Source organism: Stenotrophomonas sp. 610A2, from assembly GCF_030549615.1.
In the GTDB taxonomy this organism is placed as follows: Bacteria; Pseudomonadota; Gammaproteobacteria; order Xanthomonadales; family Xanthomonadaceae; genus Stenotrophomonas; species Stenotrophomonas pigmentata.
Genome location: NZ_CP130832.1, coordinates 4,353,923 through 4,376,818, shown reverse-complemented (window position 1 = coordinate 4,376,818; position 22,896 = coordinate 4,353,923). Strand labels below are relative to the sequence as shown.

Here is a 22,896-nt window from a genome sequence, read left to right as displayed (position 1 = left end):
TGCAGTGAAGCGCGTTGCAATTGCCGAACGCGGCAACTGGAAGGCCCGTGCTGCGGAGGCGGGCTTCCGCTTCCACACCATCGACGGTGCACCGTATTGGGATGAAAGCGCGTACTACGCGTTCACCCTGCGCCAGATCGAGAACGACATCGAAGATCCCAGCGCCGAGCTGCATGCGATGGCGATGGATCTGGTCGGTGAGGTGGTGGGCAGCGATGCGCTGATGGCGCAGCTGGCCATCCCCGAGGCATTCCGCGACTGGATCGCCGAAAGCTGGCGCCGCCGTGATCCGCATCTGTATGGCCGCTTGGATTTTGCCTACGACGGCAATGGCCCAGCCAAACTGTACGAACTGAACTACGACACGCCGACCTCGCTGTACGAAGCATCGTTCTTCCAGTGGCAGTGGTTGGAAGATCAGCGCAACCGTGGCGCATTGCCGCAGCAGGCCGATCAGTTCAACTCCATCCACGAGACCCTGGTTGAGCGTTTTGCCGAGTTGACCTCGCGGCTGCCGCCGCCGCTGTATTTCAGCGCGGTGGGTGAGTCGGAGGAAGACCAGGGCACGGTGGCCTATCTGCGTGATTGCGCGGCCCAGGCCGGCTTGCACGCGGCGGCGATTGCAATCGAAGACATCGGCTTGTCGGCTGACGGTCGTTTCACCGATCTGGATGACGTGGTGATCGGCAGCCTGTTCAAGCTGTACCCGCTGGAAGACCTGATGCGCGAAGAGTTCGGCGCAGCCTTGCCGCGTTCGGGTGTGCAGCTGCTGGAGCCCGCGTGGAAGGCCGTGCTGAGCAACAAGGGCATCTTGCCGTTGTTGTGGGATCGCCATCGCGGCCACCCGAACCTGCTGGAGTCCTATTTCGACGATGGCAGTGCCTTGCCGGCCGGCTGGGTGCGAAAGCCGCTGCATTCGCGCGAAGGTGCCAACGTTGCGATGCACATGAGCGACGGCAGCTGGCAGGAGAGCGAGGGGCCGTACAACGGGCCGAGCATCCGCCAGGCATTCCATGCGCTGCCGGTGTTTGACGGCAACTACCCGTTGGTGGGTAGCTGGATAGTCGGCGACCGCGCCTGTGGCGTTGGCATCCGCGAAGACAACAGCCGCATCACCCGCGACAGCGCCCGTTTCCTGCCGCACGCCATCATTGATGATGCGCCGCAGGGCACGACCAGGATTTATCTATAAGCGGTCGCTGTCTGAAATATCACTGTAGAGCCGAGCCATGCTCGGCTGAAGCTTTACCGGTAATGCCCCTGCCGAGCATGGCTCGGCACTACATCGGGATTGGCGGTAATGCTCCTGCCGAGCATGGCTCGGCACTACATGACGCGGCTTTTGTAGGAGCGGCGTGAGCCGCGAAGCCGGTTACAGCAGGCCGTCGCGCTTTACTGCCAGGTAGCGTTCGACCAGCGCTGCCGGCAATTCTTCAGCGGTGACGTCCAGCACCATCACTCTATGGCTGCGCAGTGCTTCATGCGCATCGCTGCGCTGCTGCAGGTACGCAGCAATCGCGCCGGCCTGTATCGCCTCAGGAACAGTTTCCACGTCGCGTGCCAAAGCCTGATCCAGTTCGCGCTCACGCAGGCTGGCCACGCAGACCAGATGCCGCTTCTGCAGCAGGCGTACGGCAGCCAATAGATCTTCAATGTCTTCGTCGCGGACGTTGGTGACCAACATCACCAGGCTGCGCCGTGACTGCCGCAATGACAGCTCCGTGGCTGCTGCAAGATAGTCGGTAGCTACAGGTTTGGGTTGCAGGTCATAGCTGGCGCGCAACAGGCTGTCGATTGCGCCCATGCCGCGCTTCGGTGCTACCCAACGGCTGTCACCACCGCTGGCGAACAGGCCGACGCCGTCGCCCTGGCGCAACGCCAGATACGACACCACCAGCGAGGCATTGAGCACGTGGTCGAAATGCGACAGCCCGCCTTCGTCGGCCATCATCCGCCGGCCGGTGTCGATCATCATCACCAGCTGCTGGTTCTTTTCGTCCTGGTACTCGCGCGAGATCAGCTTGCGTGCGCGCGAGGTGGCTTTCCAGTCGATCTGGCGCAGGCTGTCACCGACGCGGTATTCGCGCATCTGGTGGAAATCGGTGCCTTCGCCACGCCGGCGCTTCAGGTGTGCACCCACCAGGCGAGAGGCCATTTCCGCGCTCAACAGGGCAAAGCGGGTAAGCGGGGCGAAGTTGGGATAGACGCGCACCGTCTGCGGTGTGCCAACGGTGCGTTGCTGCCGCCACAGGCGCAGCGGCGAATGCAGGCGCAGGTGTACGCCATCAAACACGAAGGTGCCGCGATTGGCCGGGGTGAAGCGGTAGCTGAAGCGGGTTTCGCTGGCTTTGCCCAGTTTCAGGCTGCGTGGCAGGCCGTTGCTGTTCCAGCCATCTGGCAGCAGGTCGAATACATCGATGCGTTGCCTGCCGTAGGAATCCAGCTGCAGCCAGGTTTCACGCTCGACGCCCAGGGCGAGGGAGTCGGGGAGTTCGCGACGTACCTGTGGGCTGGGCTTGCGCCAGAGCAGCAGGAGGTCGAGCAGGGCGAGTGCTGCGATTGCCGCTGCGCTGATGGTCCATGCCTGCAGTGGCAGGTAGTGCAGGGCAACTGGCAGGCCGAGCAGGCTCCAGAGCACCAGCAGGGTGATCAGTAGGGGAGCGGGTCTCACTGCGTGGGCCTGGTTGGTTGGTGTGTTGGGGTTTGGCGCTTAGGAGCGAAAGCAAGAGCCGAAGCACCCCTCCCCAACCCTCCCTTCCGCGCTGCGCGCGCAAGGGAGGGAGCAGGAGCTACTACGGCACCCCTCCCCAACTCTCCCCTGCACGCTACGCGCGCAAGGGAGGGGGCTGAAGCACGGGCTTCGTTTGAGGTGCTGGCGCTTTTTGCCGCTTTGCTCACTTGCGCGGGGCCTCCACCTTGGCGAGCAGGGCGGTCAGGGCGTCGTCGGCGGATTGGCCTTCGATCTGCAGTTCCGGGGCCAGTGCGATGCGGTGACGCAGTGCCGGCTTGGCGATCTCGCGTACGTCGTCCGGGGTGACGAAGTCGCGGCCGGACAGCACCGCCTGTGCGCGTGCTGCGCGAACCAGCGCGATGCTACCGCGCGGGCCGGCGCCGAGGGCGATGCCCGGCCACTTGCGGGTTGCCGCGACAATGCGCACGGCGTAATCAATCACCTGCGGGTCAACGGTGATCGCAGCCACCGCCTTCTGCAGTTCCACAACGTCGGCGCCGCTGAGTACGCGCGGTACCTGACTGAGGTTGAAGTCGCTGGCGGTCCGGCCGGTGGTGATGGCCTGCACCATCTGCTTCTCGTCTTCCAGTTGCGGGTAGTCGATCAGCACCTTCAGCAGGAAACGGTCCAGCTGTGCTTCCGGCAGAGGATAGGTGCCTTCCTGCTCGACCGGGTTCTGCGTGGCCATGGTCAGGAACGGTGGCGTCAGCGAGAAACCCTTGCCTTCGATGGTGACCTGGCCTTCCTGCATCACTTCCAGCAGTGCCGACTGGGTCTTGGCCGGGGCGCGGTTGATTTCGTCGGCCAGCAGCAGATTGGTGAACACCGGGCCGCGACGGATCTTGAAGCTTTCGGTCTTGGGGTCGTAGACGGCGTGGCCGCTGACGTCGCTGGGCATCAGGTCGGGGGTGAACTGCACGCGTGCGTAGTCCAGTTCCAATGCCTGTGCCAGGGCGCGCACCAACAGTGTTTTGCCCAGTCCGGGCACGCCTTCGATCAGTACGTGGCCGCCGGCCAGCAGGGCGATCAGGATCTGGTCCAGCACGTCGCTCTGGCCGATGAAGGCATGGCCGACTGCTTCGCGGATGCGCTCGACGCGTTCAATCAAATCCGTGTTGACCGGCGCGGGCGCAGGCGCGGGCGTCGGTGCGGGTGCATCGCCGGGGAGGGCAGGCGGAGTGAACTCGTCGGTCATAGCTGGTTTCTCATCTGGATGAGCAAGCGGATACGGTCACGCAGGGCAATGTCGTCCTGCGAAGGGGGAATCTGCAAGGCGGTCTGCACACGGCTGATGGGCCACTGCAGGTGATCGGCAATGGCCTGCGCCTGGGCGTCGCCAGTCAGCGCGGCAGCCACCGGCACGCGACGGCGCAGACGGGTGAGGAAGGCCTGGCGCACGGCGTCGTATAGCAGCGGCGACTTGCGGTAGCGGTGCAGGTGCTCGCCGCTGGCGCGCACATGCTCCAACAGAGAGCGGCGGTCTTCGCGCGGCGAGGGCAGCAGGGCACCGAAGCGCTGGCAGCGCATCCACAGCCATGCCAGCAGCGCGAGCAGCAACGGCACCCACACCGGCCAACCGCGCTGGAACAGCGTCTTCCACAGCGATGGCAGCTCCATCGCATAGATCAGGTGGGTGCTGCCCTTGCCGTAGTTGGGGGCAAGCACCAGACGGGTGAGATCGCGGTGCGGGATGTCACGCAGGCCGGTGTCGCGCTCGCCGCCGCCATTGAGCAGGAAGTCCATGCTGCCCAGTACATCGACCCGGCCAAGGCCGTAACGCAGGCGCGCATACGCCAAGGTGCCGTCGTCACCAGCGTCGGCCCAGCGGCGCTCGGCGCGGGCTTTCTCGGCGAGGGTGAAGCGGTTGCCGCTGCAGAACTCGTTGTGCGATTCCTGGCCTGGCACCTGCCAGATCTGGCAACGCGCCGGGACTTCACTGGGGACCACGCCCAAGCGTTCCAGCAGGCCTTGTTCGTCACCATCGAGGTCTTCGTCGGCATCGGGTGCCTGCAACACCAGGTGGCCGCCGAACTGCAGCCAGTCCAGCAGGCTTTCCACCTGTGTCGGGGTGAGCAGGCGCGGGTCGTCCAGCATCAAGACGGTATCGCCCGGCTGCAGCTGCATGGCCGGCAGATCAAGCTGGCGGCGGGTTTCAGCCTTGCTGCCATCGCGGATCAGGGTCTCGCGCAGCGCGTACAACGCGTTGTAGGTCGGTTCGCCGTAAGCGGGCAGGGTGATCTCTTCGCTGGCCCGTTCGAAGTTGCGCACGAACCAGAATGCGATCAGCGCCGTCAGCAACAGCAGCACCACGATCAGGGAATTACGCAGCGCCGCGTTCATGCCGGCCACCCGTACTGCTGATGCAGTTCCTTGGTCAGCGTTTCGAATTCCTCATCGCTGGGCAGGCGGCCGGCATAGGCGGCGTATTGCCAGGTGCGAACCATGCGCGCGAACAGGCTGCGGTCGGCTTCCTGCGGCATCTTGCGCGATGCACGCAGGCACTGCGCCTCGGTGGCACCCGGTGGCAGGATCACGTTGCCGCGTTCGACCAGCACTTCAACCGAGGCGCGGTACAGCAATGCCAGCGCATGGCGTGGCTTGCCCTCGCGCCACAGCCGGCGGGCGCTGCCGAGGATGTCGGGCGGAAGTACTTCCGGCAGCAGCAGTGCCTCCTGGGTTGCCGGTGCCTGCACCTCGCGGGTGCTGCGGCCATCGCCACGGAACCACGGCAGCCACCAGCGTGCGGTGAGTGCGAGTACCAGCAGCAATACGCCGAGCAGGATCCACAGGATGCTTTCACCGATCAGCGCCACCGCCTTGGCGATGGCGTTGAAGATCGGGCCTGCATCGGGGCGGTCTTTGTCTTCCTTGGCGTCGGGCGTCTTGTCCGAAGCCTTCCTCACCCAGCGGGTCACGTTGCGCTTGGCGCCCAGCTGCGGATCTTCATAGGCGCGTGCTGCGGCCTGGCGGAAACCGGCGGTGTCAGCCGGTGCAGCACCGAACATTCGCTGCGGTGAGGTTGCACTGGCAGCAGCAGCGTCTGCCTGCACAGCGGCTTTGTGATTGCCGTGGCTGTTGCCGGCATCCGTGTCTGCCGCATCCTGTGCCCGCGCCTGCAGCGATGGCAGCACGAACACGGCCAGCAACAACACCAGCATGGGCGCCATCCCGGCCAGGCGTTCGCGCAGGCGACGGAAGGCGATTTCCACATCCCATGCTTCCAGCTGGGTGCGGCGGTTGAGGTACAGGCCAAAGCCGGCGCCGCTGTAGAACGGGCTGATCAAGGTCATGGCCAGCCATGCGAGCAGATTGAAGCCTATCCACGCCCATGCCGGGGTGTCCTCGCCAATCAGTTCCCAGGTGGCGCGCAGTGATTCGGACAGCAATTCCACCGGCACGAACATGAAGACCAGGGCGACACCGGCAAGCTGCAGCATCGTCTCGAAGTGCCAGCAGACCCAGGTAAGCAGCGAGGCGTGGCCGTAGCTGGCACCGCCCAATGCATGTCGGCGCGCGCGCCGTTGTGCAGCATCGCCGCCTTCGAGCAGATCGACCGGCATCAGCAGCGAGCGCGCCGGACTGAGCCGGCGCCAGCCGAGGTAGGCACCGACGCCGCGCCAGCCCCAGTTCCACTGCGCGCGCAGGGTCTGGCGCGTGCTGGGTTCGGCACCGAATGCGCCGCGCGAAATCACGTACAGCGGAATACGTTCGAACAGCGGCTTGAACCACCACAGGATCAAGCTGGACAGCCAGAAGTTGTCCAGCCACCAGCCCAGCAGGTTGAGCAGGGCAAACACGGGCAGGGTCAGCAGGATCCAGGGTTTCCAGATCGCCCCGGCGTGGCGGCGCACCAAGGCGGTGCCCAGTTCCATTGCTTCCCACTGTGAGCGGGCGCGCAGCACGACATCGAGTTGGTCAATCCGCATGACCACCCCCACGTCCGCCGCGCCACAGCCACAGCAGCACCACGGTCCACAGCACGGCCGATACGCTGAGCTTGCCCCACATCGGCACCCACGCGATCGATGACCAGAAGGCCTCGATGAACGCGGCCACCAGCAGCATGAAGGCCACGCCCAGGCACAGCCGCGCGCCAATCACGCCGCCTTCGATCAAGGCATCGATGCGCCGCTTGCGGCCCGGCGCCAGCAGGCGCAGGCCCAGCTGCAGGCCTGCTCCACCGGCAATCACGATGGCCGTCAACTCAAACGGTGCATGGCCGACCACGAAACGCCAGAACGGATCGCCGTAGCCAATGTGCTGCAGGTGCCCTGCAACCGCACCGATGGTGACGCCGTTGAACAGCAGCACCAGGATGGTGCCGATGCCGGCCAGCAAGCCGCTTGCGAACGTGCGCAGGCCGATGCTGATGTTGTTCATGATGTAGTGGCCGAACATCGCCCAGTCGGTGCCGCTGTCGCGGCCCAGGTTGTCGGCGGCCGGGTCGTACATGCGTTCCAGCTGCGCGACCTGGTGGGGGTCCATCAGCATGTGGATCAGGTCCGGCTTGTATTGCAGCAATACGAAAATGCCGGCCAGCGGCAGCACGAACAGCGCGCAGGCCACCCACATCGCACCGGCCTGGCTGCGCACGGTGGTCGGGAAATCGGCGAACAGGAATTCAATCGCACGCTGCCAGCGCGGAGCCGGTGTGCGGTAGAGCAGATTGTGGCCGCGCTGCATCAGCTGCTGCAGTTGCTCCACCAGCTGCGGGCTGTAGCCGCGGCGGCGCGCCAAGGCCAGCTGCTGGCAAAGGCGGCGGTAACGCTGCGGGATGGTTTCATCGCCCAGCAGGGTGGGATCGTTGGTTTGGCGCTGCTTGCGCGAGCGCTCGCCATGACGCTGCAGCCAGTCCTCGAACTGCTGCCATTCGTGCTGGTAGCGGGTGACGAACTGTTCCTGTCTCATCGCCGCCCCAGCAGCCAGTTGGCCATTGCGTACAAGCGCAGCACGCCGGCCTGGCCGCGCTCCTGGCTCAGCCCGCTGACCAGATCGGCCAGCTCGCGCTGGCGCCCGGCTGACAATCCTGGCGCGCGTTCGGCGAAGGCGACCAGTGCCGCCTGCTCGCCTGGCTGCAAGGGCAGGGAAGGTGCCAATACGGTATCGATGCGCGCCGGTGCGACAGCGGGACGGGAAGATGTGTGGATGACCAGCGAGCCTGCGACCAGATCACCAAGGCGGCGCCCATGCGCGTCGAACAGGCAGGTGACCAGGCCCAGTGCATAGCCGAAGGGAAGTGCGTCGACGGTGCGCAGCAGGTTGCGCACGATCGCAGGCATCCAGCCCAGTGGTGCGCCATCGCGGGCGACCACACGCAGGCCCATGACCTTCTTGCCCAGGGTGCGGCCGAACCACACCTCCAGCACGATCGGATAGGCCCAGAACATCAGGAACATCAGCCCCAGGTACAGACCGCGGCCAAACTCGCCCAACGCGATCAGCAACGGGCTCATCACCGTCAGCACGCCAAAGCGCACGCACAGGTCGATCAGCCAGGCCAATGCACGCGGCACCGGGCCCGCGGCGGGCAGGTGCAGCGGTACGCCTTCCGGCGTGATGACCTCGCGGTAGGTGTCCAGCATCGGCCGCGCTGTGCTCATTGCAATGATTCCAACACGAGGTGCTGGTGGTGCATGCGGCCAATGGAAGCCCGGAGTCCAGCCCGGACGGATGCCTGTGGCATTCGTGTCTCTGCTACGTCCCTATCAGAGTGCTGACTTTAGCTGGCGGCAGCACGAAAACCCAGCCCACCCCGGAAATGATGGACTGGGTGAGGTTGGCGTCAGCGCACGGTGCGGTTGTCGTCGCCGCGCACGAACAGCTTCCTGATCGCGCCGCCGAGGAACAGCACGCCGATCAGCAGCAGCTTCCAGAACTTGGCCAACAGCAGGCCGAGCTTGGCGAACAGCCCAGCCTTGGCCGCCAGCCCACCGCCGATCAGCGTAGCCACACCGTAGGCGGCGACCTTGTCGGTGCTGGGGTTGTGGTCGGCGTAGCGCGCGCCCTGGTCGAACTCAGCCATTGGCAGCAGTTTGTCCATGCCGTCGCGCACGGTTGCCAGTTCGGTCATCCCGGAAACGGCATTCAAGCTCAGGTAACCGTGCCGGCCGAGCACGCGGATGTCGTAGTTGAGCGTGTGATCGGGCTGGTCGTTGAAGGCCAGCTCGCGCGCCCAATAGAGCTTCTTGCTGCCGGCTTCGTAACGCGGCGGTACCGCCCAGCCCACCAGATCGAGCGAGCCGTAGCCGGCCTTGATGCGCTCCGGGTTGCTGTCGCGGGTATCGGCCTGCATGGTCTTGAGCAGATCGTCGTAGTCGATCTTGCTCGCATCTTCGTCCGACACGTAGCCATCGTCGGACCAGGTCACCACCACGGCCCAGCTGCCCTGATCGTTCAAGCCTGGGCTGCGCGGCACGATCATGCCGAGCACGCTGTCATCGGGCGGATTGCCCCACATGTCTTCCAGCACACGGCGCGCATCGGCCTTGTCCAGATAGCGGAACTCGTCATTCAAATTGAAGTGGGCCCGTGCCTCGGGTACCTCGATCTGCCCGCTGCGGAACTGCAGCGACTGCTCGAACTGCTCCGCGCTCATGCCCTGTTCTTCCTGGGCAGCGTCCTGGGCAGAGGCGGCAAAGGAAACCACACACAACAGTGCCACAGCAGCCAACAGGCGCTGCGCCACGATTTTCATCGACTTCATGTCAAACCCTCAAAGGCGTCCCCACGCCGGGCCGGCAGTGTGCACCCGCAAGGTGCTTGCCGACAATGCCTGACGGCTCAGCCCTGCATGCCGCGGTACTGGTCCTTGACCCTGACGTAGTGGTCGGCCGAATAGCGCAGGCCCTCGATATCCTTCTCGCTGAGCTGGCGCATCAACCGCGCAGGGTTGCCGGCCCACAACTCGCCGCTGCGCACCACCTTGCCCGGCCCGACCACCGCACCGGCGGCGATGAAGGCATTGGCTTCGATCACCGCGCCATCGAGGATGCAGGCACCCATGCCGATCAGGCAGTAATCACCGATGGTGCAGGCGTGGATGATGCAGCCATGGCCGACAGTGACGCCTTCGCCGATCAGCGTCGGGTAGCCACCCTTGTTGTAGGGGCTGTCGTGGCTGACATGGATGATGGTGCCGTCCTGCACATTGGTGCGCGCACCGATGCGCACGTAGTTCACATCACCGCGGATCACCGTACCCGGCCACACCGACGCATCGTCGCCAATCTGCACATCACCGATGATGGTGCAGGCCTCGTCGATATAGACGCGCTCGCCGAGGGTGGGGGTTTTATCCAGGAAAGGGCGTAGTGCGGGCATGGTGGTGTTCGATGTCGGTGAGGCGTTGATGCGCATGATAACGCGCGGCTTGGTTGCGGCTTTGCGCGGTTGGCTTCAGGTGGTTTGGTATTTGTCTGGAAATCAGGTGCAGCGGAGATGCATTGATGTGAGCGACGTTGCGCGGTCGACGTTGGAATGGTCGCGAACGGCACCCCTCCCCAACCCTCCCCTCCGCCTTCGGCGCAACGGAGGGGGTAGAAGCAGCGCTTCGCCATCTGAAGGAACGCGCGAAACAGCCCCGCCCTTGCGCCGAAGGCGGAGGGGAGGGTTGGGGAGGGGTAAAGCTCCTAGGCTCCTACCGCCATCAACCAAATCAGAACCTCAAGCCACCTTGCCGCGTCGCGCCCGCTCCAGATGCACCAGCAACAAGGAGATCGCTGCCGGTGTCATCCCCGGAATACGCTGCGCCTGGCCAATCGTCTGCGGGCGCACCCGTTCCAGCTTCTGCAATGCCTCAGCCGACAAGCCACGCACCGAAGCAAAGTCGAAACCTTCGACGATGACGGTGTTCTCGTGCCGTTGTGAGCGTTCAATTTCATCACGCTGACGGTCAAGGTAGCCGGCGTACTTGACGCTGATCTCCACCTGCTCGGCCACGCGCGCATCATCAACACCCGGCCCGAGTGAGGGCACCTGCATCAACTTGGCGTAATCCAGTTCCGGGCGCTTGATCAGGTCCAGCACATTGGTTTCGCGGCTGACGGCCACGCCGGTGGCTTCGGCGACTTCGCGGCCGAGCGCGTTGCCAGGCGTTGCCCAGATACCACGCAGACGTGCGCTTTCACTGGCGACGGCGGCCTGCTTGGTTTCAAACGCCGACCAGCGGCGGTCATCGACCAGGCCCAACTCGCGACCTTTCGGGGTCAGGCGGGTATCGGCATTGTCTTCGCGCAGCTGCAGCCGGTATTCGGCGCGGCTGGTGAACATGCGGTAGGGCTCGCTGGTGCCGTGGGTGATCAGGTCATCGACCAGCACACCGATGTACGCTTCATCGCGACGCGGGCACCAGCCGTCCTTGCCCTGCACGAACAACGCGGCGTTGATGCCGGCCAGCAGGCCCTGCGCGCCGGCTTCTTCATAGCCTGTGGTGCCGTTGATCTGGCCGGCGAAGAACAGGCCGTTGACCTGACGGGTTTCCAGCGTGTTCTTCAAGCCGCGTGGATCGAAGAAGTCGTATTCGATCGCGTAGCCGGGGCGGGTGATATGCGCCTGCTCGAAACCTCGGATGCTGCGTACCAGTTCCAGCTGCACGTCGAACGGCAGCGAGGTGGAGATGCCGTTGGGATAGATCTCGACCACGTCCAGACCTTCCGGCTCGACGAAGATCTGGTGGCTGTTCTTCTCGGCGAAGCGCACCACCTTGTCCTCGATCGACGGGCAGTAGCGCGGGCCGATGCCTTCGATCTGGCCGCTGTACAGCGGCGAGCGGTGCAGGGCGCCACGGATGATGTCGTGGGTGCGCTCGCTGGTATGGGTGATCCAGCAGCTCACCTGCTGCGGATGCTCGCGGACATCGCCAAGGTAGGACATCACCGGCAGCGGATCGTCGCCGGGCTGTTCGTCCATCACGCTGTAGTCCAGCGAACGGCCGTCGATGCGCGGCGGCGTACCGGTCTTCAGGCGGTCAATGACGAACGGGCGCTCGCGCAGGCGGGCGGCCAGCGTGGTTGCCGGCGGGTCGCCCATGCGGCCGGCGGTGTACTGGGTCTCGCCGATGTGGATCTTGCCGGCCAGGAAGGTGCCGGCGGTCAGGACCACGGCAGCGGCGTGGAAGCTCAGGCCGGTCTGGGTGATGGCGCCGCGTACGGCGTCGCCTTCAATGATCAGGTCGTCCACCGCCGCCTGGAACAAGGTCAGGTTCGGCTGCGCCTCGACAATGCCGCGGATCGCCATCCGGTACAGGTTGCGATCGGCCTGGCAGCGGGTGGCGCGCACGGCCGGGCCCTTGGAGGCATTGAGCGTGCGCCACTGGATGCCGGCGCGGTCGGCAGCATGTGCCATGGCCCCGCCCAGCGCATCGATTTCCTTGACCAGGTGGCCCTTGCCGATGCCGCCGATGGCCGGGTTGCAGCTCATCGCGCCGACGGTTTCGACGTTGTGGGTCAGCAGCAGGGTGCGGGCGCCGCCACGCGCTGCGGCCAGGGCCGCTTCGGTGCCAGCGTGGCCGCCGCCAATGACGATGACGTCGTAACGGTAGAAGGAGTCGCTCATGGGCGTGAGATCGGTCAAGAAAGTGTGAAGTCCGTCAGCGGGGTATTCCCACGATGTGACGGTGCATATGGTGATTTTACCGCCAACCGCAATCAGGTACGCATCAGCCCTAAAGTTGGCACGCAACCTGCAGTTAATACATTGCACCCAACGTGGCATGCGACATAGGCGCAACAAGGTCGGAATTGGAACAGGGGCCGACCGAAGCGTACGTTGGGGTAGCAGGGGGCCGGTAGTCGGGGGACTACCGGCCTTGCAATCCAGCAGGGCCCGCCTTGGCGGGAAAGCGTTAAAAGACAAAGCCCCGGCCTAGGCCGGGGCTTTGTCTTTTTAGGCGCCGATGTCCGACAGGGCCGGAACAGGGGGGATCCAGATTTCCTGGCGGACATCGACATTGAACTGTCTGGGCGGGACCGGTTGGGTCACTATGCGACGTTAGCGGTCACCCGTGGGACCAAGAATGCCTGCATTTACGCCAATTGCAACCTTTTTATCGTTCCTGGATACGGACGCCGCTCGGCTGCCGGGATTGTGACGCCTGTCGGGCCGGCATCGGCCGTGCCTGAATAGCCGGGCGAGCCGCAGGCTGGGGGCGCTGCACCGCCTGCTGCATGGGCTGGGCGCGCTGCATTGGCTGGTTGTTGGCACGCGGCGGCGGACGGCTCAGGTTGTCCAGGTTGCGCCACGGCGACTTGTTGCCGCCGCCATTGACCGGCGGTGGCGGCCGGGTCGGGCGCCCGTCGTTGCCGCCATTGCCGTTGCCCGGCGGGCGTGGGCCGTTACCGCCATGGTTGTGGTCGCCGCCGCCCGGGCGCGGGCCATGGCCGTTGCCATTGCCCGGTGGACGCGGGCCGTTGCCGTGATACGGCGGGCGCGGGCGGTTGTAGTTGGGCCGGTACACCGGGTAACCGTAGTTGCCGTAGCCGTAATAGCCACTGCCATAGCCATAACCGCCGTAGCCGCCATAACCGTAGCCACTGTTCGGGTAGCCGTACGGATAGCTGTACTGCACCGAGGGGGCGCCGTGGTAATAGCCGCCCGAGCCGCCGCCCACGTAGTCGTACGAGGCACAGCCGGACAGGCCCAGCAACAGGCCGGTGGAAATAATCAGGCGCTTGATCATGAAAGGTCCCCCCTGGTGGGTATGGCATCCAGCTTCGGGCCGCAGCGTTGAATCGACCCTTAATTCGCATCTACATGGCTGAACATACAACGTGTGCGCAGATGAGATGGTCGCAGGGCCGGGGCGTGGGCTAACCTTTGAGCATGAATGAACTCCCCCTGCCCGGATTTGCCGAGGTTCTGGCGGCAGCGGCACGCATCGCCGCCCACGCGACGGTCACCCCGGTGCTGCGCTCGCGCGCGCTGGATGCGCTGGCTGGCGCCAGCCTGCATTTCAAGGCTGAACACCTGCAGCGCAGCGGCGCGTTCAAGTTCCGCGGGGCCTGCAACGCGGTGTGGTCGCTGGATGTGGAGCACGCACGGCACGGTGTGGTGACCCATTCCTCGGGCAACCATGGCGCAGCACTGGCGCTGGCGGCGCACTCGCGCGGGATTCCCTGCCACGTGGTGGTGCCTGAGGGCGCGGTGGCGGCCAAGTTGGCCAATATCGAGCGCAACCAGGCCACGCTGTGGCGCTGCGCGCCAACCCAGGCCGCGCGCGAGGCGGAATGCCTGCGCGTGCAGCGGGAAACCGGCGCAACCCTGGTTCATCCCTACGCCGACCCGCGGGTAATCGCCGGGCAGGGCACCGCCGTGCTGGAACTGATCCGCCAAGCGGGGACCCAGTTGGACGTATTGGTGGTGCCGGTCGGCGGCGGTGGCCTGGCCGCTGGCAGCCTGCTGGCGATGCAGCAGCTGTTGCCCAATTGCGAGCTGGTGCTGGCCGAACCTGCCGGTGCGGCCGATACCGCGCGGTCACTGGCGGCAGGCGAGCGGCTGATCGATTTCGTGCCGGATACGCTCTGCGATGGCCTGCGCGGTGCGCTGGGTGCACCGAATTTCGAGCTGCTGCACGGCGCGGCACACGTGATCAGCGTGGACGATGCCGATACCGTGGCCGCGATGCGGCTGATCTGGCAGGTAATGAAGCAGACCGTTGAGCCGTCCTCGGCGATCACCCTGGCAGCAGTGCTGGCACAGCCGCAGCGCTTTGTCGGACGCAGCGTGGGTTTGGTGCTGTCCGGCGGCAACGTGGACCTGGATGCCTTGCCATGGGTGCAGGCATGAAGTCAGCAGTTCGACGCACGGGCCTGATGGGCTGGGTGTGGCGCTTGTGTGTGTTGTTGCTGCTGTGGCTGCTGGGTGTGGCGGCCTGGATCATCTGGGTAGGCGACCGCGACCAGGCCGCGCCGGCCGACGCCATCATCGTGCTTGGTGCCGCGGCCTACGATGCCAAGCCTTCGCCGGTGTTCGAGGAGCGCATCCGCCATGGCCTGGATCTGTACCAGCAGGGCTATGCGCCCAAGCTGATTTTCACCGGTGGCTTCGGTGGCGCGGGTGCGCGCTTCTCCGAGTCGCAGGTGGCGCGGCGTTACGCGCTGAAGCAGAAGATTCCGGGCAAGGACATCCTGATCGAAACCCGCTCGCGCACCACCCGGCAGAACCTGGTCGAGGCCAAGCAGGTGATGCTGAAGCACGACATGCACAAGGTGATCGTGGTCAGCGACCCGCTGCACATGGCCCGCGCGCTGCGCCTGTCCAGGGAGCTGGGCATCGATGCGCTGGCATCGTCGACGCCGAGCACGCGTTTCCGCAGCTTCCATACCAGCTGGCGTTTCCTGCTGCAGGAGGTTTATTTCTTCCACCGCGACCTGTTTGTAAAAGGGGCTTGAGCGGTGTTGTCGGTTTCAAGGGGAAAGTAATGTCTGGCAATGAATCTTCAGCACGGCAGCAGTCTGTTGCACTGGTGACTGCGTACTACGCCGCGTTCAATCGTGGCGACTGGGCGGGCATGCTGGCCTGCCTGAGCGAAGACGTGGCGCATGACTTGAACCAAGGTCCGCGTGAAACCGGCCGCACTGTGTTTGCAGCGTTCCTGCAGCGCATGGAGGCCAGCTACCGCGAGCAGCTGCACGACGTGGTGGTGATGGCCAGTGATGACGGCCTGCGGGTAGCGGCCGAGTACGTGGTGCACGGCGAGTATCACCACACCGATGAAGGCTTGCCGCCGGCACAGGGGCAACGCTACGTATTGCCGGGTGGCGCGTTCTTCGACGTGCGCGATGGCAAGATCAGCCGCGTCAGCAACTACTACAACCTGCAGGACTGGATCGCGCAGGTAGCGGGCGCGTAACAACACTGCGCTTTTTGCTTTCTGCTTCTTGTAGGAGCGGCGTAAGCCGCGAAGCTCACATTCTGTCTTTTGTAGGAGCGGCGTAAGCCGCGAAGCTGGCAATGTCTGATTGCCGATCGATGCGCGATCTGAAGGTGCATGAGCTTGGCGGCTTACGCCGCCCCCTCTCCTGCCTTCGGCATCCTCTCCCGCAAGGGGAGAGGAGAAAATCAACTGCCAAAGCCAAAGCCAAAGCCAAAGCCAAAGCCAAAGCCAAAGCCAAAGCCAAAGCCAAAGCCAAAGCAGACTTCCCCGGATCCTTACTCCGTCGTCTTCCGCCGAATCGGAATCGCCGACAGCGGCACGCTCGCCACATCCTGGCCCTGCTCACGGATCGGTGCGCCCGGTGCCGGTGCCCAGGCATGCGCATACACCACTTCCCAGCTGCTCGGCAGCTTGCCGTCAGCGCGACGCATCGGCTCGTAGGCATCGCGTGCTGCCGCAAAACGGCTGCGGCCAGTCAAAGTGTGGCGACGGCTGTGCATGGCGTTGGTGGCGCCAATCGCCTTGAGCTCGCGCATCAGCGTTGGCAGGTCGTCGTAGGTCAGGGTGAACATGTCGCGGTCCAGTACCGGATCGCGGAAGCCGGCCATCATCAAGGCATCACCGAACTGGGCGATCTGCACGAAGTGGCTGACATGCGAGGTGTCATCGGCCTGCGCAAAGGCCTGGCGCAGTTCCACCAACGTGTCATGCGCAAACGTCGAACAGACCAGCAGGCCATTGGGCTTGAGCACGCGGCGGAAACCGGCAAATACCGCTGGCAGGTCTTCCACCCACTGCAGGCAAAGGTTGCTGTAGATCACGTCCACGCTGTTGTCGGCCAGCGGCAGGGCGCGGGCGTCGGCGCAGACGCGCGAGAACGGGCGCCACCAGCCGGCCTGCTTCTTGGCTTCGGCCAGCATTGGCAGGGCCAGGTCCAGGGCGATCACCTGCGCCTTCGGCCAGCGCTTCTTCATCGCCGCGGTGGCATGGGCCGGACCGCTGCCTATGTCCAACACCACCTGCGGTTGCCGGTCTTCCAAGTAGTCCAGCGATTCCAGCAGGCGCTTGGCCACTTCCTGCTGCAGCACGGCGGCGGCGTGGTAGCTGCTGGCGGCGCGCGAGAAGGCGCGGCGGACGTGTTTGGGGTCGAACAGAGAAGACATGGCGGTGATTCGGATTCGTGATTCAGGATGGGAAGCGCTGCGGTGCTCAGGCAGCCGACGACATGATCGGCCAGCCAGCGCGAATGGCCGCGTAACCGCTCACGCGCAGCCAGCAACAAACTGTTGCAGCAGCCCGGCAACGTGATCGGCATGGCCGAGGAACGGGGCGTGGCCGCCACCTTCGATGGTGTGGGCGCTGTGCAGGCCTGCCGGCGCCAAGGCGGCGGCCTGGTGCATGGCCTTGGACGGTACCAGCCGGTCGCGCTGCCCGCCTATCCACAGGCCGGGTTTGTGCAGGCCAGGCAGGCCACCGCGCAGGTCGCTGCGCTCCAGCAGGGCCAGGCCTTCGTGCAGGGCGCGTGGGGCCGGTTCGCCACGTTCGACCAAGGCATCGCGCAGGGTGCGCAGTTCGCTGTGGGCGTGCTGCGAGCCCATCACGTCCAGGGCGAGAAAGCGTTCGAGGGTGCCGCGATAGTCCTGTTCCAGATCGCGGCCGAACTGCTCGAACACTACCGGCTCCACCGCATTTGGCCAATCAGCGTCGCGGACGAAGCGCGGCGTCGCCGCCAGCATCGCCAGCCCGCGTACCTGCGGCAGCGTGGCGGCACCATGCAAGGCAACCAGCCCGCCCAGCGACCAGCCGCACCACACCGCTGCCGGCGTGGCGCTGGCGATGGCGTTGACCAGGTAGGGCAGGCGCAAGGGTGTTGCATCGTCGCGGCTGTGGCCGTGCCCTGGCAGGTCGACCACATGCAGCTCGAAGTGCGGCGCAAGCCGCTCGACCAGCGGCGCGAAGATGCCGCCATGCAATGCCCAGCCGTGGATCAGGACCAATGCCGGGCCGCTGCCGGTGACTTCGATATGCATGGCGTTACAACCGTTTCTCAGGCAACAGTGTTCAGGGACTTCTGGTACAGCACCACATCGCGGGCCTTGGCGATGGCGTCTACCAGTGCCTTGACCTGCGCGACGGTATGCAGCGCCGACATGGTCACGCGCAGGCGTGCCTTGCCTTCGGGCACGGTCGGCGGGCGGATCGCACTGACCAGGAAGCCGGATTGCTCCAGCGTCGCCGACAAGGCCATTACCGTGGCTTCGTCGCCGCACAGCAGCGGTTGGATCGGGGTTTCCGAGGCCATCAATTCCAGCCCGTGCCGGCGTGCGCCTTCGCGGAAGCTGGCGATCAGTTCGGTGAGTTTTTCGCGGCGCCAATGGTCGCGGCGCGCCAGCTTCACCGCCGCCAGCGAGGCGGCAGCCTGTGCCGGTGGCAGGGCGGTGGTGTAGATGTAGGGGCGTGCGGTTTCGGCCAGGTGCTGGATCAGTGCGTCCTCGCCGAGCACCACCGCGCCGTGGCTGCCAAGCGCCTTGCCCAGGGTGGCCAGCTGCAGCGGAACTTCCTTCACGCCCAGCCCGGCATCGGCCACGCAGCCGCGGCCTTGTTCGCCGATCACACCAATGCCGTGGGCGTCATCCACATAGAACAGCGCCTCCTGCATGCGTGCCACCAGTGACAGCGAGCGCAGCGGGGCGATGTCGCCATCCATGCTGAAGACACCGTCGGTGACCAGCATGGCCGCGCCGTCGGCGGTGTTCTTGAGTTGGCGCATGGCGCCTTCGCTGTCCAGGTGTGGATAGCGGCGCAGGCGGCAGCCGGCCAGGCGGCTGGCGTCTAGCAGGCTGGCGTGGTTGAGCCGGTCCTGCACGCAGATATCGGTTTCTTCGCTGAGCAGCGCCTGCTGCACGGCGAGGTTGGCCATGAAGCCGCTGTCGAACAGCAGGGCGCGCGGATAGCCGAGCCAGTCGGCCATCTCGCGTTCCAGCTGCTCGTGCACGCTGTGGTGGCCACAGACCAGGTGCGAGGCGGTGCTGCCGGCGCCTTCGCGGCCGGCGGCGTCCTGCAGCGCGGCGATCACCTCGAACTGTTGCGACAGGCCGAGGTAGTCGTTGCTGCAGAAGCCGGTCAACCAGCGGCCGTCCAGCTCCAATCGCACCCCGTCACGGCGGCTGATGCTGCGCCGGGTGCGGATGCGGCCCTGAGCAAGCCGCAGCTTGCGCTGGGCGTTGATGCGGTCGTGGATGTCGGGACGGGCCATGGCAAGGTTCATGGTCAAGCGGGCGGCTAGCGTACCCGGTTGCCTGTAAGAATGCCCAAGCGGCGCCCCGCGGGCGGGGCGCCAGCCAGGTCAGGCGCTGCGGGCGCAGAGCGGGGCGATATCCAGGTGCACCGTGCCGGGGTGGTCGTGGTCGTCGGCGTCCACATGTACCTGCATCGGGCTGATGCCGAGGCGGGCGAACAGGGCCTGGTCGCGCTCGGTGTCCGGGTTACCGGTGGTCAGCAGCTTTTCGCCGTAGAAGATGGAGTTGGCGCCAGCCAGGAAGCACAGCGCCTGCAGCTCGTCGCTCATGCTCTCGCGGCCGGCCGACAGCCGCACCATCGAACGCGGCATCACGATGCGGGCCACCGCGATCATGCGCACGAACTCGAACGGGTCCAGCTCGGCGCTGCCGTGCAGGGGCGTGCCGGCAACCTGTACCAGGCGGTTGATCGGCACCGAGTCCGGATGCGCCGGCAGGTTGGCCAGCGCCTGCAGCAAGCCGGCGCGGTGCTCGCGGGTCTCGCCCATACCGACGATGCCGCCGCAGCAGGTCTTCATGCCGGCGTTGCGCACGTGTTCCAGCGTATCCAGGCGGTCCTGGTACTGGCGGGTATGGATGATGGAGTCGTAGTAATCCGGCGCGGTGTCCAGATTGTGGTTGTAGTAGTCCAGCCCGGCGTCCTTCAGTGCCTGCGCCTGGTGGCCTTCGAGCATGCCCAGGGTGGCGCAGGTCTCCAGGCCCAGCGACTTCACCTCGCGGATCATCGCCGCGACCTTGGGGATGTCACGGTCCTTGGGCGAGCGCCAGGCCGCACCCATGCAGAAGCGCGAGGCGCCGGCCTGCTTGGCGGCGCGGGCACGGGCCACCACGCTGTCGGTGTCCATCAGCTTCTGCGCGTCCACGCCGGTGTCATAGCGCTGGGCCTGCGGGCAGTAGGCGCAGTCTTCCGGGCAACCGCCGGTCTTGACCGAGAGCAGGGTGGAGACCTGTACCTGCGCCGGGTCGAAGTGCTGGCGATGCACGCTGGCTGCGCGGTGCAGCAGCTCGGGGAAGGGCAGTTCGAGCATGGACAGCAGCTCTTCGCGCTTCCAATCGTGGCGGATGACGGTGGACATCGGTGTTACCTGACAGATGGGGCGATGGAAGCGGCGCAGTCTGGTCAGCATATACATTGCTGTCAACTGTCCAATGAAAGAACTGGTTTACAGGTTCGGGGGCCAGCTGTCGGCCCTGCTGTTCCCGCCGCGCTGCCTGGTCTGTGGCGAGGATGGCTTGCCCGGACGGGATCTGTGCCTGGCCTGCAGCGCTGGGTTGCCATGGCAACAGGCCGCTTGTTGGCGCTGTGCTCTGCCCTTGCCGGGCGGTGATGCGGGTGGGCTGTGCGGCGCCTGCCAGCGCTCGAGCTCGCCCCTGCAGTCGGCGCTGGCGGCATTTACCTATAGCGCGCCGGTTGACGGCTTGTTGTTGCGGTTCAAATTCCACCATGACCTCAGCGCCGGGCGGCTGTTGTCGGCCTTGTTGCTGGATGCGGTGCGCGACGCCGAGCGCCCGCAGGCGATCGTGCCGGTGCCGCTGCACCTGTCGCGGCTGCGCCAACGCGGCTATGACCAGGCCAGGGAGCTGGCCAAGCCGGTGGCGCGCGCGCTGCAGCTACCGCTGTGCCGGGGCCTGCATCGGCGGCTATCCACCCAGCCACAATCGGAGCTGGATGCGGTGGAGCGCAAACGCAATCTGCGTGGCGCCTTCATCGCCGTGGGGGCGCTGCCGGCGCATGTGGTGCTGCTCGATGACGTGATGACGACTGGCGCCACCTTGCATGCCGCCGCACACACACTGCACCGCGCGGGTGTGCAGCGGGTGGATGCCTGGGTCTGTGCGCGGGTGCCGTGATTGCAGCCAATGCCAAGCCTGCGCGGTATGCAGCTTGAAATCCCCGGTGCCATCGTCACATGCAATTGCAGCAGCGATGCGCCTAGACTGGCCGCGAGAGGGCTTTACATCTTTTCAACAAGAGGAGACAGACATGGGTGCTTCCCCGGGTTTTCCTGCTGGATCGTTGTTTGGCACATTGACGCGCAACTGGTGGGTGCTGCTGCTGTTTGGCCTGTTTGCGGTGATTTTTGGCGTTCTGGCAGTAATGGCGCCCGTGCGTACCGCAGCGGTTCTGGCGTGGTGGCTCGGTGTGATGGCCATTGTTGAAGGCGTGGTGGTATTGGTATCCGCCTTCAATGGCTCGGCACCGGTATCGCGCGGTTGGGCGCTGTTCTATGCGCTGGCTTCGATTGGTTTTGGTGTGCTGGCGGTGATCAACCCGCTGGCGACGGCAAGCGTGCTGCTGCTGTTCCTGGCCGCCTGGCTGGTGGTTGGCGGCATCTATCGCATCGTGTTTGCCATCCGCGTGCGCAAGCAGATCACTGGCGAGTGGATGCTGATTGTCAGCGGCCTACTGGCGGTGGCATTGGGCGTGATGTTCGCGTTGAACCCGATTGCGGGCCTGGCAGTGACCTCGCTGTGGATCGGCGTGCTGGCCTTGATCTACGGCGTGCTGCAGATAATTGCAGCGTTCCGCCTGCGCTCGCTGGGCAAGTCCATCGGCGCGATGTGACGCTTACCCCTCCCCAACCCTCCCCTTCGCTGCGCGAAAGGGAGGGGGCAGAAGCGTAGTGCCGAGCCATGCTCGGCAGAGGCTTCACCGCTAATGCCCCAGCCGAGCATGGCTCGGCTCTACCAGAAACGAAACGGCCCGCACTGCGGGCCGTTTCTTCAATCCAGATACTGGCTGGCGACGATGCCGGCGAACAACACCGCGCCGACCCAGTTGTTGTGCAGGAAGGCCTTGAAGCAAGGCTCGCGCTCGCGGTCGCGGCATAGCCAGAACTCATACACCACCAGCGCCATCGCAACGCCGATGCCGGCCCAATAGGCCCAGCCCAAGCCCGCGCGCTGCCCGACCAAAGCCATCGCAGCAAAGAACAGCGCGTACAGGATGCCCTGGATGACCAGGTCCAGATCGCCGAACAGGATGGCGGTGGAATGTGAGCCTACTTTCAGGTCATCGTCGCGGTCGACCATGGCGTACCAAGTGTCGTAGGCGGTGGACCAGAGGATGTTGGCGGCGTACAGCACCCAGCCCAGTGGCGGCACCTCGCCCTGGATGGCGGCGAAGGCCATCGGGATGCCCCAGCCGAAGGCCATGCCCAGGTAGACCTGCGGCAGATGCGTATAGCGCTTCAGGTAGGGATAGCTGGCGGCCAGGAACACGCCGATGAAGCTCAGCGCTATGGTCAAGGCATTCAGGGTCAACACCAGCGCGAACGCGACCAGCATCAAGCCCGCGAACAGCATCAGCGCCGCGCGGCCGGAGATCGCGCCGGTGGCCAGCGGTCGGTCCTTGGTGCGTTTGACGTGCGGATCCAACCAGCGGTCGGCGTAGTCATTGATCACGCAGCCGGCCGAGCGGGTCAGCCAGACGCCGGCGCTGAACACGAACAGTATCCACAGCGGCGGCAGGCCATCGGCGGCCAGCCACAGCGCCCACCAGGTGGGCCACAGCAGCAGCAAGGTGCCGATCGGGCGGTCGGCGCGCATCAATTTCCAGTAGTGCCCGAACCGCGAAGTGCCAGCTGCGGTGGACGGTGTAGTTGGGAGACGGCTCATGCGCAAAGGTTACCAGCTGGGCAGGTTTTTCCCGCCGAACTACAGCAATCCAAAGGTGGGGGCAGACCTGCGGCCGCTTTTGCCGTTAGAATGCGCGTCCGCCCGGCTCAGCCGGCCGGAGCACAATGCGCCCGTAGCTCAGCCGGATAGAGTAGTGGCTTCCGAAGCCATTGGTCGGGGGTTCGAATCCCTCCGGGCGCGCCAGATTGAAGTCCGGGCCAGTCCCAGGACAGCACAAACCCCGGAGAAATCCGGGGTTTGTGCTTTTCGGCCATTCGATGCGCTCCGGCACAGTCGCGGAGGCCTGTATGAGGAGATGCGCCGATACAGGCGCAGAGCCAAGCCGGCGACAGGGCTCTGCGTGTCTGCTGCAGGGA

General features: G+C 65.3%; 21 protein-coding genes and 1 tRNA gene. 7 read left to right on the top strand and 15 right to left on the bottom strand.

Going from position 1 to position 22,896, the window contains the following annotated elements:
• Positions 1–4 precede the first annotated feature (4 nt).
• Positions 5–1,192, top strand: a complete 1,188-nt coding sequence (locus Q5Z11_RS19360) for a glutathionylspermidine synthase family protein (protein ID WP_303747895.1) — start codon at positions 5–7, stop codon at positions 1,190–1,192.
• A 180-nt stretch (positions 1,193–1,372) separates the two neighbouring features.
• Here the strand turns inward: Q5Z11_RS19360 and Q5Z11_RS19355 are convergent, their stop codons facing one another.
• The 10 genes from Q5Z11_RS19355 to Q5Z11_RS19310 form a co-directional block, all read right to left on the bottom strand.
• Positions 1,373–2,671 carry a DUF58 domain-containing protein gene (locus Q5Z11_RS19355; protein WP_303747894.1) on the bottom strand — a complete coding sequence of 433 codons (1,299 nt, stop codon included), beginning with the start codon at positions 2,669–2,671 and terminating at the stop codon, positions 1,373–1,375.
• A 223-nt stretch (positions 2,672–2,894) separates the two neighbouring features.
• Positions 2,895–3,926, bottom strand: a complete 1,032-nt coding sequence (locus tag Q5Z11_RS19350; RefSeq protein WP_282267923.1) for an AAA family ATPase — start codon at positions 3,924–3,926, stop codon at positions 2,895–2,897.
• Positions 3,923–5,071: a DUF4350 domain-containing protein gene (locus Q5Z11_RS19345; RefSeq protein ID WP_303747893.1), complete on the bottom strand. Its 1,149-nt coding sequence runs from the start codon at positions 5,069–5,071 to the stop codon at positions 3,923–3,925. Before Q5Z11_RS19345 ends, Q5Z11_RS19350 begins: the two co-directional genes overlap by 4 nt.
• Positions 5,068–6,657, bottom strand: a complete 1,590-nt coding sequence (locus Q5Z11_RS19340) for a DUF4129 domain-containing protein (protein WP_303747892.1) — start codon at positions 6,655–6,657, stop codon at positions 5,068–5,070. Before Q5Z11_RS19340 ends, Q5Z11_RS19345 begins: the two co-directional genes overlap by 4 nt.
• Positions 6,647–7,639, bottom strand: a complete 993-nt coding sequence (locus tag Q5Z11_RS19335) for a stage II sporulation protein M (RefSeq protein ID WP_303747891.1) — start codon at positions 7,637–7,639, stop codon at positions 6,647–6,649. The genes Q5Z11_RS19340 and Q5Z11_RS19335 overlap by 11 nt, the downstream gene beginning before the upstream one ends.
• Positions 7,636–8,331: an RDD family protein gene (locus Q5Z11_RS19330; RefSeq protein WP_303747890.1), complete on the bottom strand. Its 696-nt coding sequence runs from the start codon at positions 8,329–8,331 to the stop codon at positions 7,636–7,638. Before Q5Z11_RS19330 ends, Q5Z11_RS19335 begins: the two co-directional genes overlap by 4 nt.
• A 182-nt stretch (positions 8,332–8,513) precedes the next feature.
• Positions 8,514–9,434: a DUF2167 domain-containing protein gene (locus tag Q5Z11_RS19325; protein ID WP_405051623.1), complete on the bottom strand. Its 921-nt coding sequence runs from the start codon at positions 9,432–9,434 to the stop codon at positions 8,514–8,516.
• Between the two features lie 77 nt (positions 9,435–9,511).
• Positions 9,512–10,051, bottom strand: a complete 540-nt coding sequence (locus tag Q5Z11_RS19320) for a gamma carbonic anhydrase family protein (RefSeq protein WP_303750089.1) — start codon at positions 10,049–10,051, stop codon at positions 9,512–9,514.
• A 342-nt stretch (positions 10,052–10,393) separates the two neighbouring features.
• Complete coding sequence (gene mnmG / locus Q5Z11_RS19315) at positions 10,394–12,283, bottom strand: tRNA uridine-5-carboxymethylaminomethyl(34) synthesis enzyme MnmG (RefSeq protein ID WP_303747889.1); 1,890 nt, start codon at positions 12,281–12,283, stop codon at positions 10,394–10,396.
• Positions 12,284–12,773: 490 nt separating this feature from the next.
• The gene (locus tag Q5Z11_RS19310) at positions 12,774–13,406 is read right to left on the bottom strand and encodes a hypothetical protein (protein WP_303747888.1); all 633 of its coding nucleotides are present in this window, start codon (positions 13,404–13,406) and stop codon (positions 12,774–12,776) included.
• Between the two features lie 143 nt (positions 13,407–13,549).
• Here Q5Z11_RS19310 and Q5Z11_RS19305 point away from each other — a divergent pair, with 143 nt between their 5' ends.
• The 3 genes from Q5Z11_RS19305 to Q5Z11_RS19295 are packed head-to-tail and all read left to right on the top strand — an operon-like array spanning position 13,550 to position 15,578.
• Positions 13,550–14,512 carry a pyridoxal-phosphate dependent enzyme gene (locus Q5Z11_RS19305; RefSeq protein WP_303747887.1) on the top strand — a complete coding sequence of 321 codons (963 nt, stop codon included), beginning with the start codon at positions 13,550–13,552 and terminating at the stop codon, positions 14,510–14,512.
• The gene (locus Q5Z11_RS19300; protein ID WP_303747886.1) at positions 14,497–15,117 is read left to right on the top strand and encodes a YdcF family protein; all 621 of its coding nucleotides are present in this window, start codon (positions 14,497–14,499) and stop codon (positions 15,115–15,117) included. Before Q5Z11_RS19305 ends, Q5Z11_RS19300 begins: the two co-directional genes overlap by 16 nt.
• A gap of 29 nt (positions 15,118–15,146) precedes the next feature.
• Positions 15,147–15,578: a ketosteroid isomerase-related protein gene (locus tag Q5Z11_RS19295; RefSeq protein ID WP_303747885.1), complete on the top strand. Its 432-nt coding sequence runs from the start codon at positions 15,147–15,149 to the stop codon at positions 15,576–15,578.
• Between the two features lie 299 nt (positions 15,579–15,877).
• Here the strand turns inward: Q5Z11_RS19295 and bioC are convergent, their stop codons facing one another.
• From bioC to bioB, 4 genes are all read right to left on the bottom strand, one after another.
• Positions 15,878–16,765: a malonyl-ACP O-methyltransferase BioC gene (bioC, locus tag Q5Z11_RS19290; protein ID WP_303747884.1), complete on the bottom strand. Its 888-nt coding sequence runs from the start codon at positions 16,763–16,765 to the stop codon at positions 15,878–15,880.
• Positions 16,766–16,864: 99 nt separating this feature from the next.
• Positions 16,865–17,632 (bottom strand): pimeloyl-ACP methyl ester esterase BioH, encoded by a 768-nt coding sequence (gene bioH / locus Q5Z11_RS19285; protein WP_303747883.1) that lies wholly within the window; start codon positions 17,630–17,632, stop codon positions 16,865–16,867.
• Positions 17,633–17,649: 17 nt separating this feature from the next.
• Positions 17,650–18,858, bottom strand: a complete 1,209-nt coding sequence (gene bioF, locus Q5Z11_RS19280; protein ID WP_303747882.1) for an 8-amino-7-oxononanoate synthase — start codon at positions 18,856–18,858, stop codon at positions 17,650–17,652.
• 90 nt (positions 18,859–18,948) lie between these two features.
• Positions 18,949–19,977 (bottom strand): biotin synthase BioB, encoded by a 1,029-nt coding sequence (bioB, locus tag Q5Z11_RS19275; RefSeq protein ID WP_303747881.1) that lies wholly within the window; start codon positions 19,975–19,977, stop codon positions 18,949–18,951.
• A gap of 73 nt (positions 19,978–20,050) precedes the next feature.
• Here bioB and Q5Z11_RS19270 point away from each other — a divergent pair, with 73 nt between their 5' ends.
• Together Q5Z11_RS19270 and Q5Z11_RS19265 are read left to right on the top strand one after the other, a co-directional pair.
• Positions 20,051–20,752: a ComF family protein gene (locus Q5Z11_RS19270; RefSeq protein WP_303747880.1), complete on the top strand. Its 702-nt coding sequence runs from the start codon at positions 20,051–20,053 to the stop codon at positions 20,750–20,752.
• 133 nt (positions 20,753–20,885) lie between these two features.
• Positions 20,886–21,467 carry an HdeD family acid-resistance protein gene (locus tag Q5Z11_RS19265; RefSeq protein ID WP_303747879.1) on the top strand — a complete coding sequence of 194 codons (582 nt, stop codon included), beginning with the start codon at positions 20,886–20,888 and terminating at the stop codon, positions 21,465–21,467.
• 158 nt (positions 21,468–21,625) lie between these two features.
• Here the strand turns inward: Q5Z11_RS19265 and ubiA are convergent, their stop codons facing one another.
• Positions 21,626–22,519, bottom strand: coding sequence for a 4-hydroxybenzoate octaprenyltransferase (gene ubiA / locus Q5Z11_RS19260; RefSeq protein ID WP_303747878.1), 894 nt, complete (start codon positions 22,517–22,519; stop codon positions 21,626–21,628).
• 127 nt (positions 22,520–22,646) lie between these two features.
• On the opposite strand from ubiA, the gene Q5Z11_RS19255 reads away from it, so the two are divergent.
• A tRNA-Arg gene (locus Q5Z11_RS19255) sits at positions 22,647–22,723 on the top strand.
• The last annotated feature ends 173 nt before the right edge of the window (positions 22,724–22,896 follow it).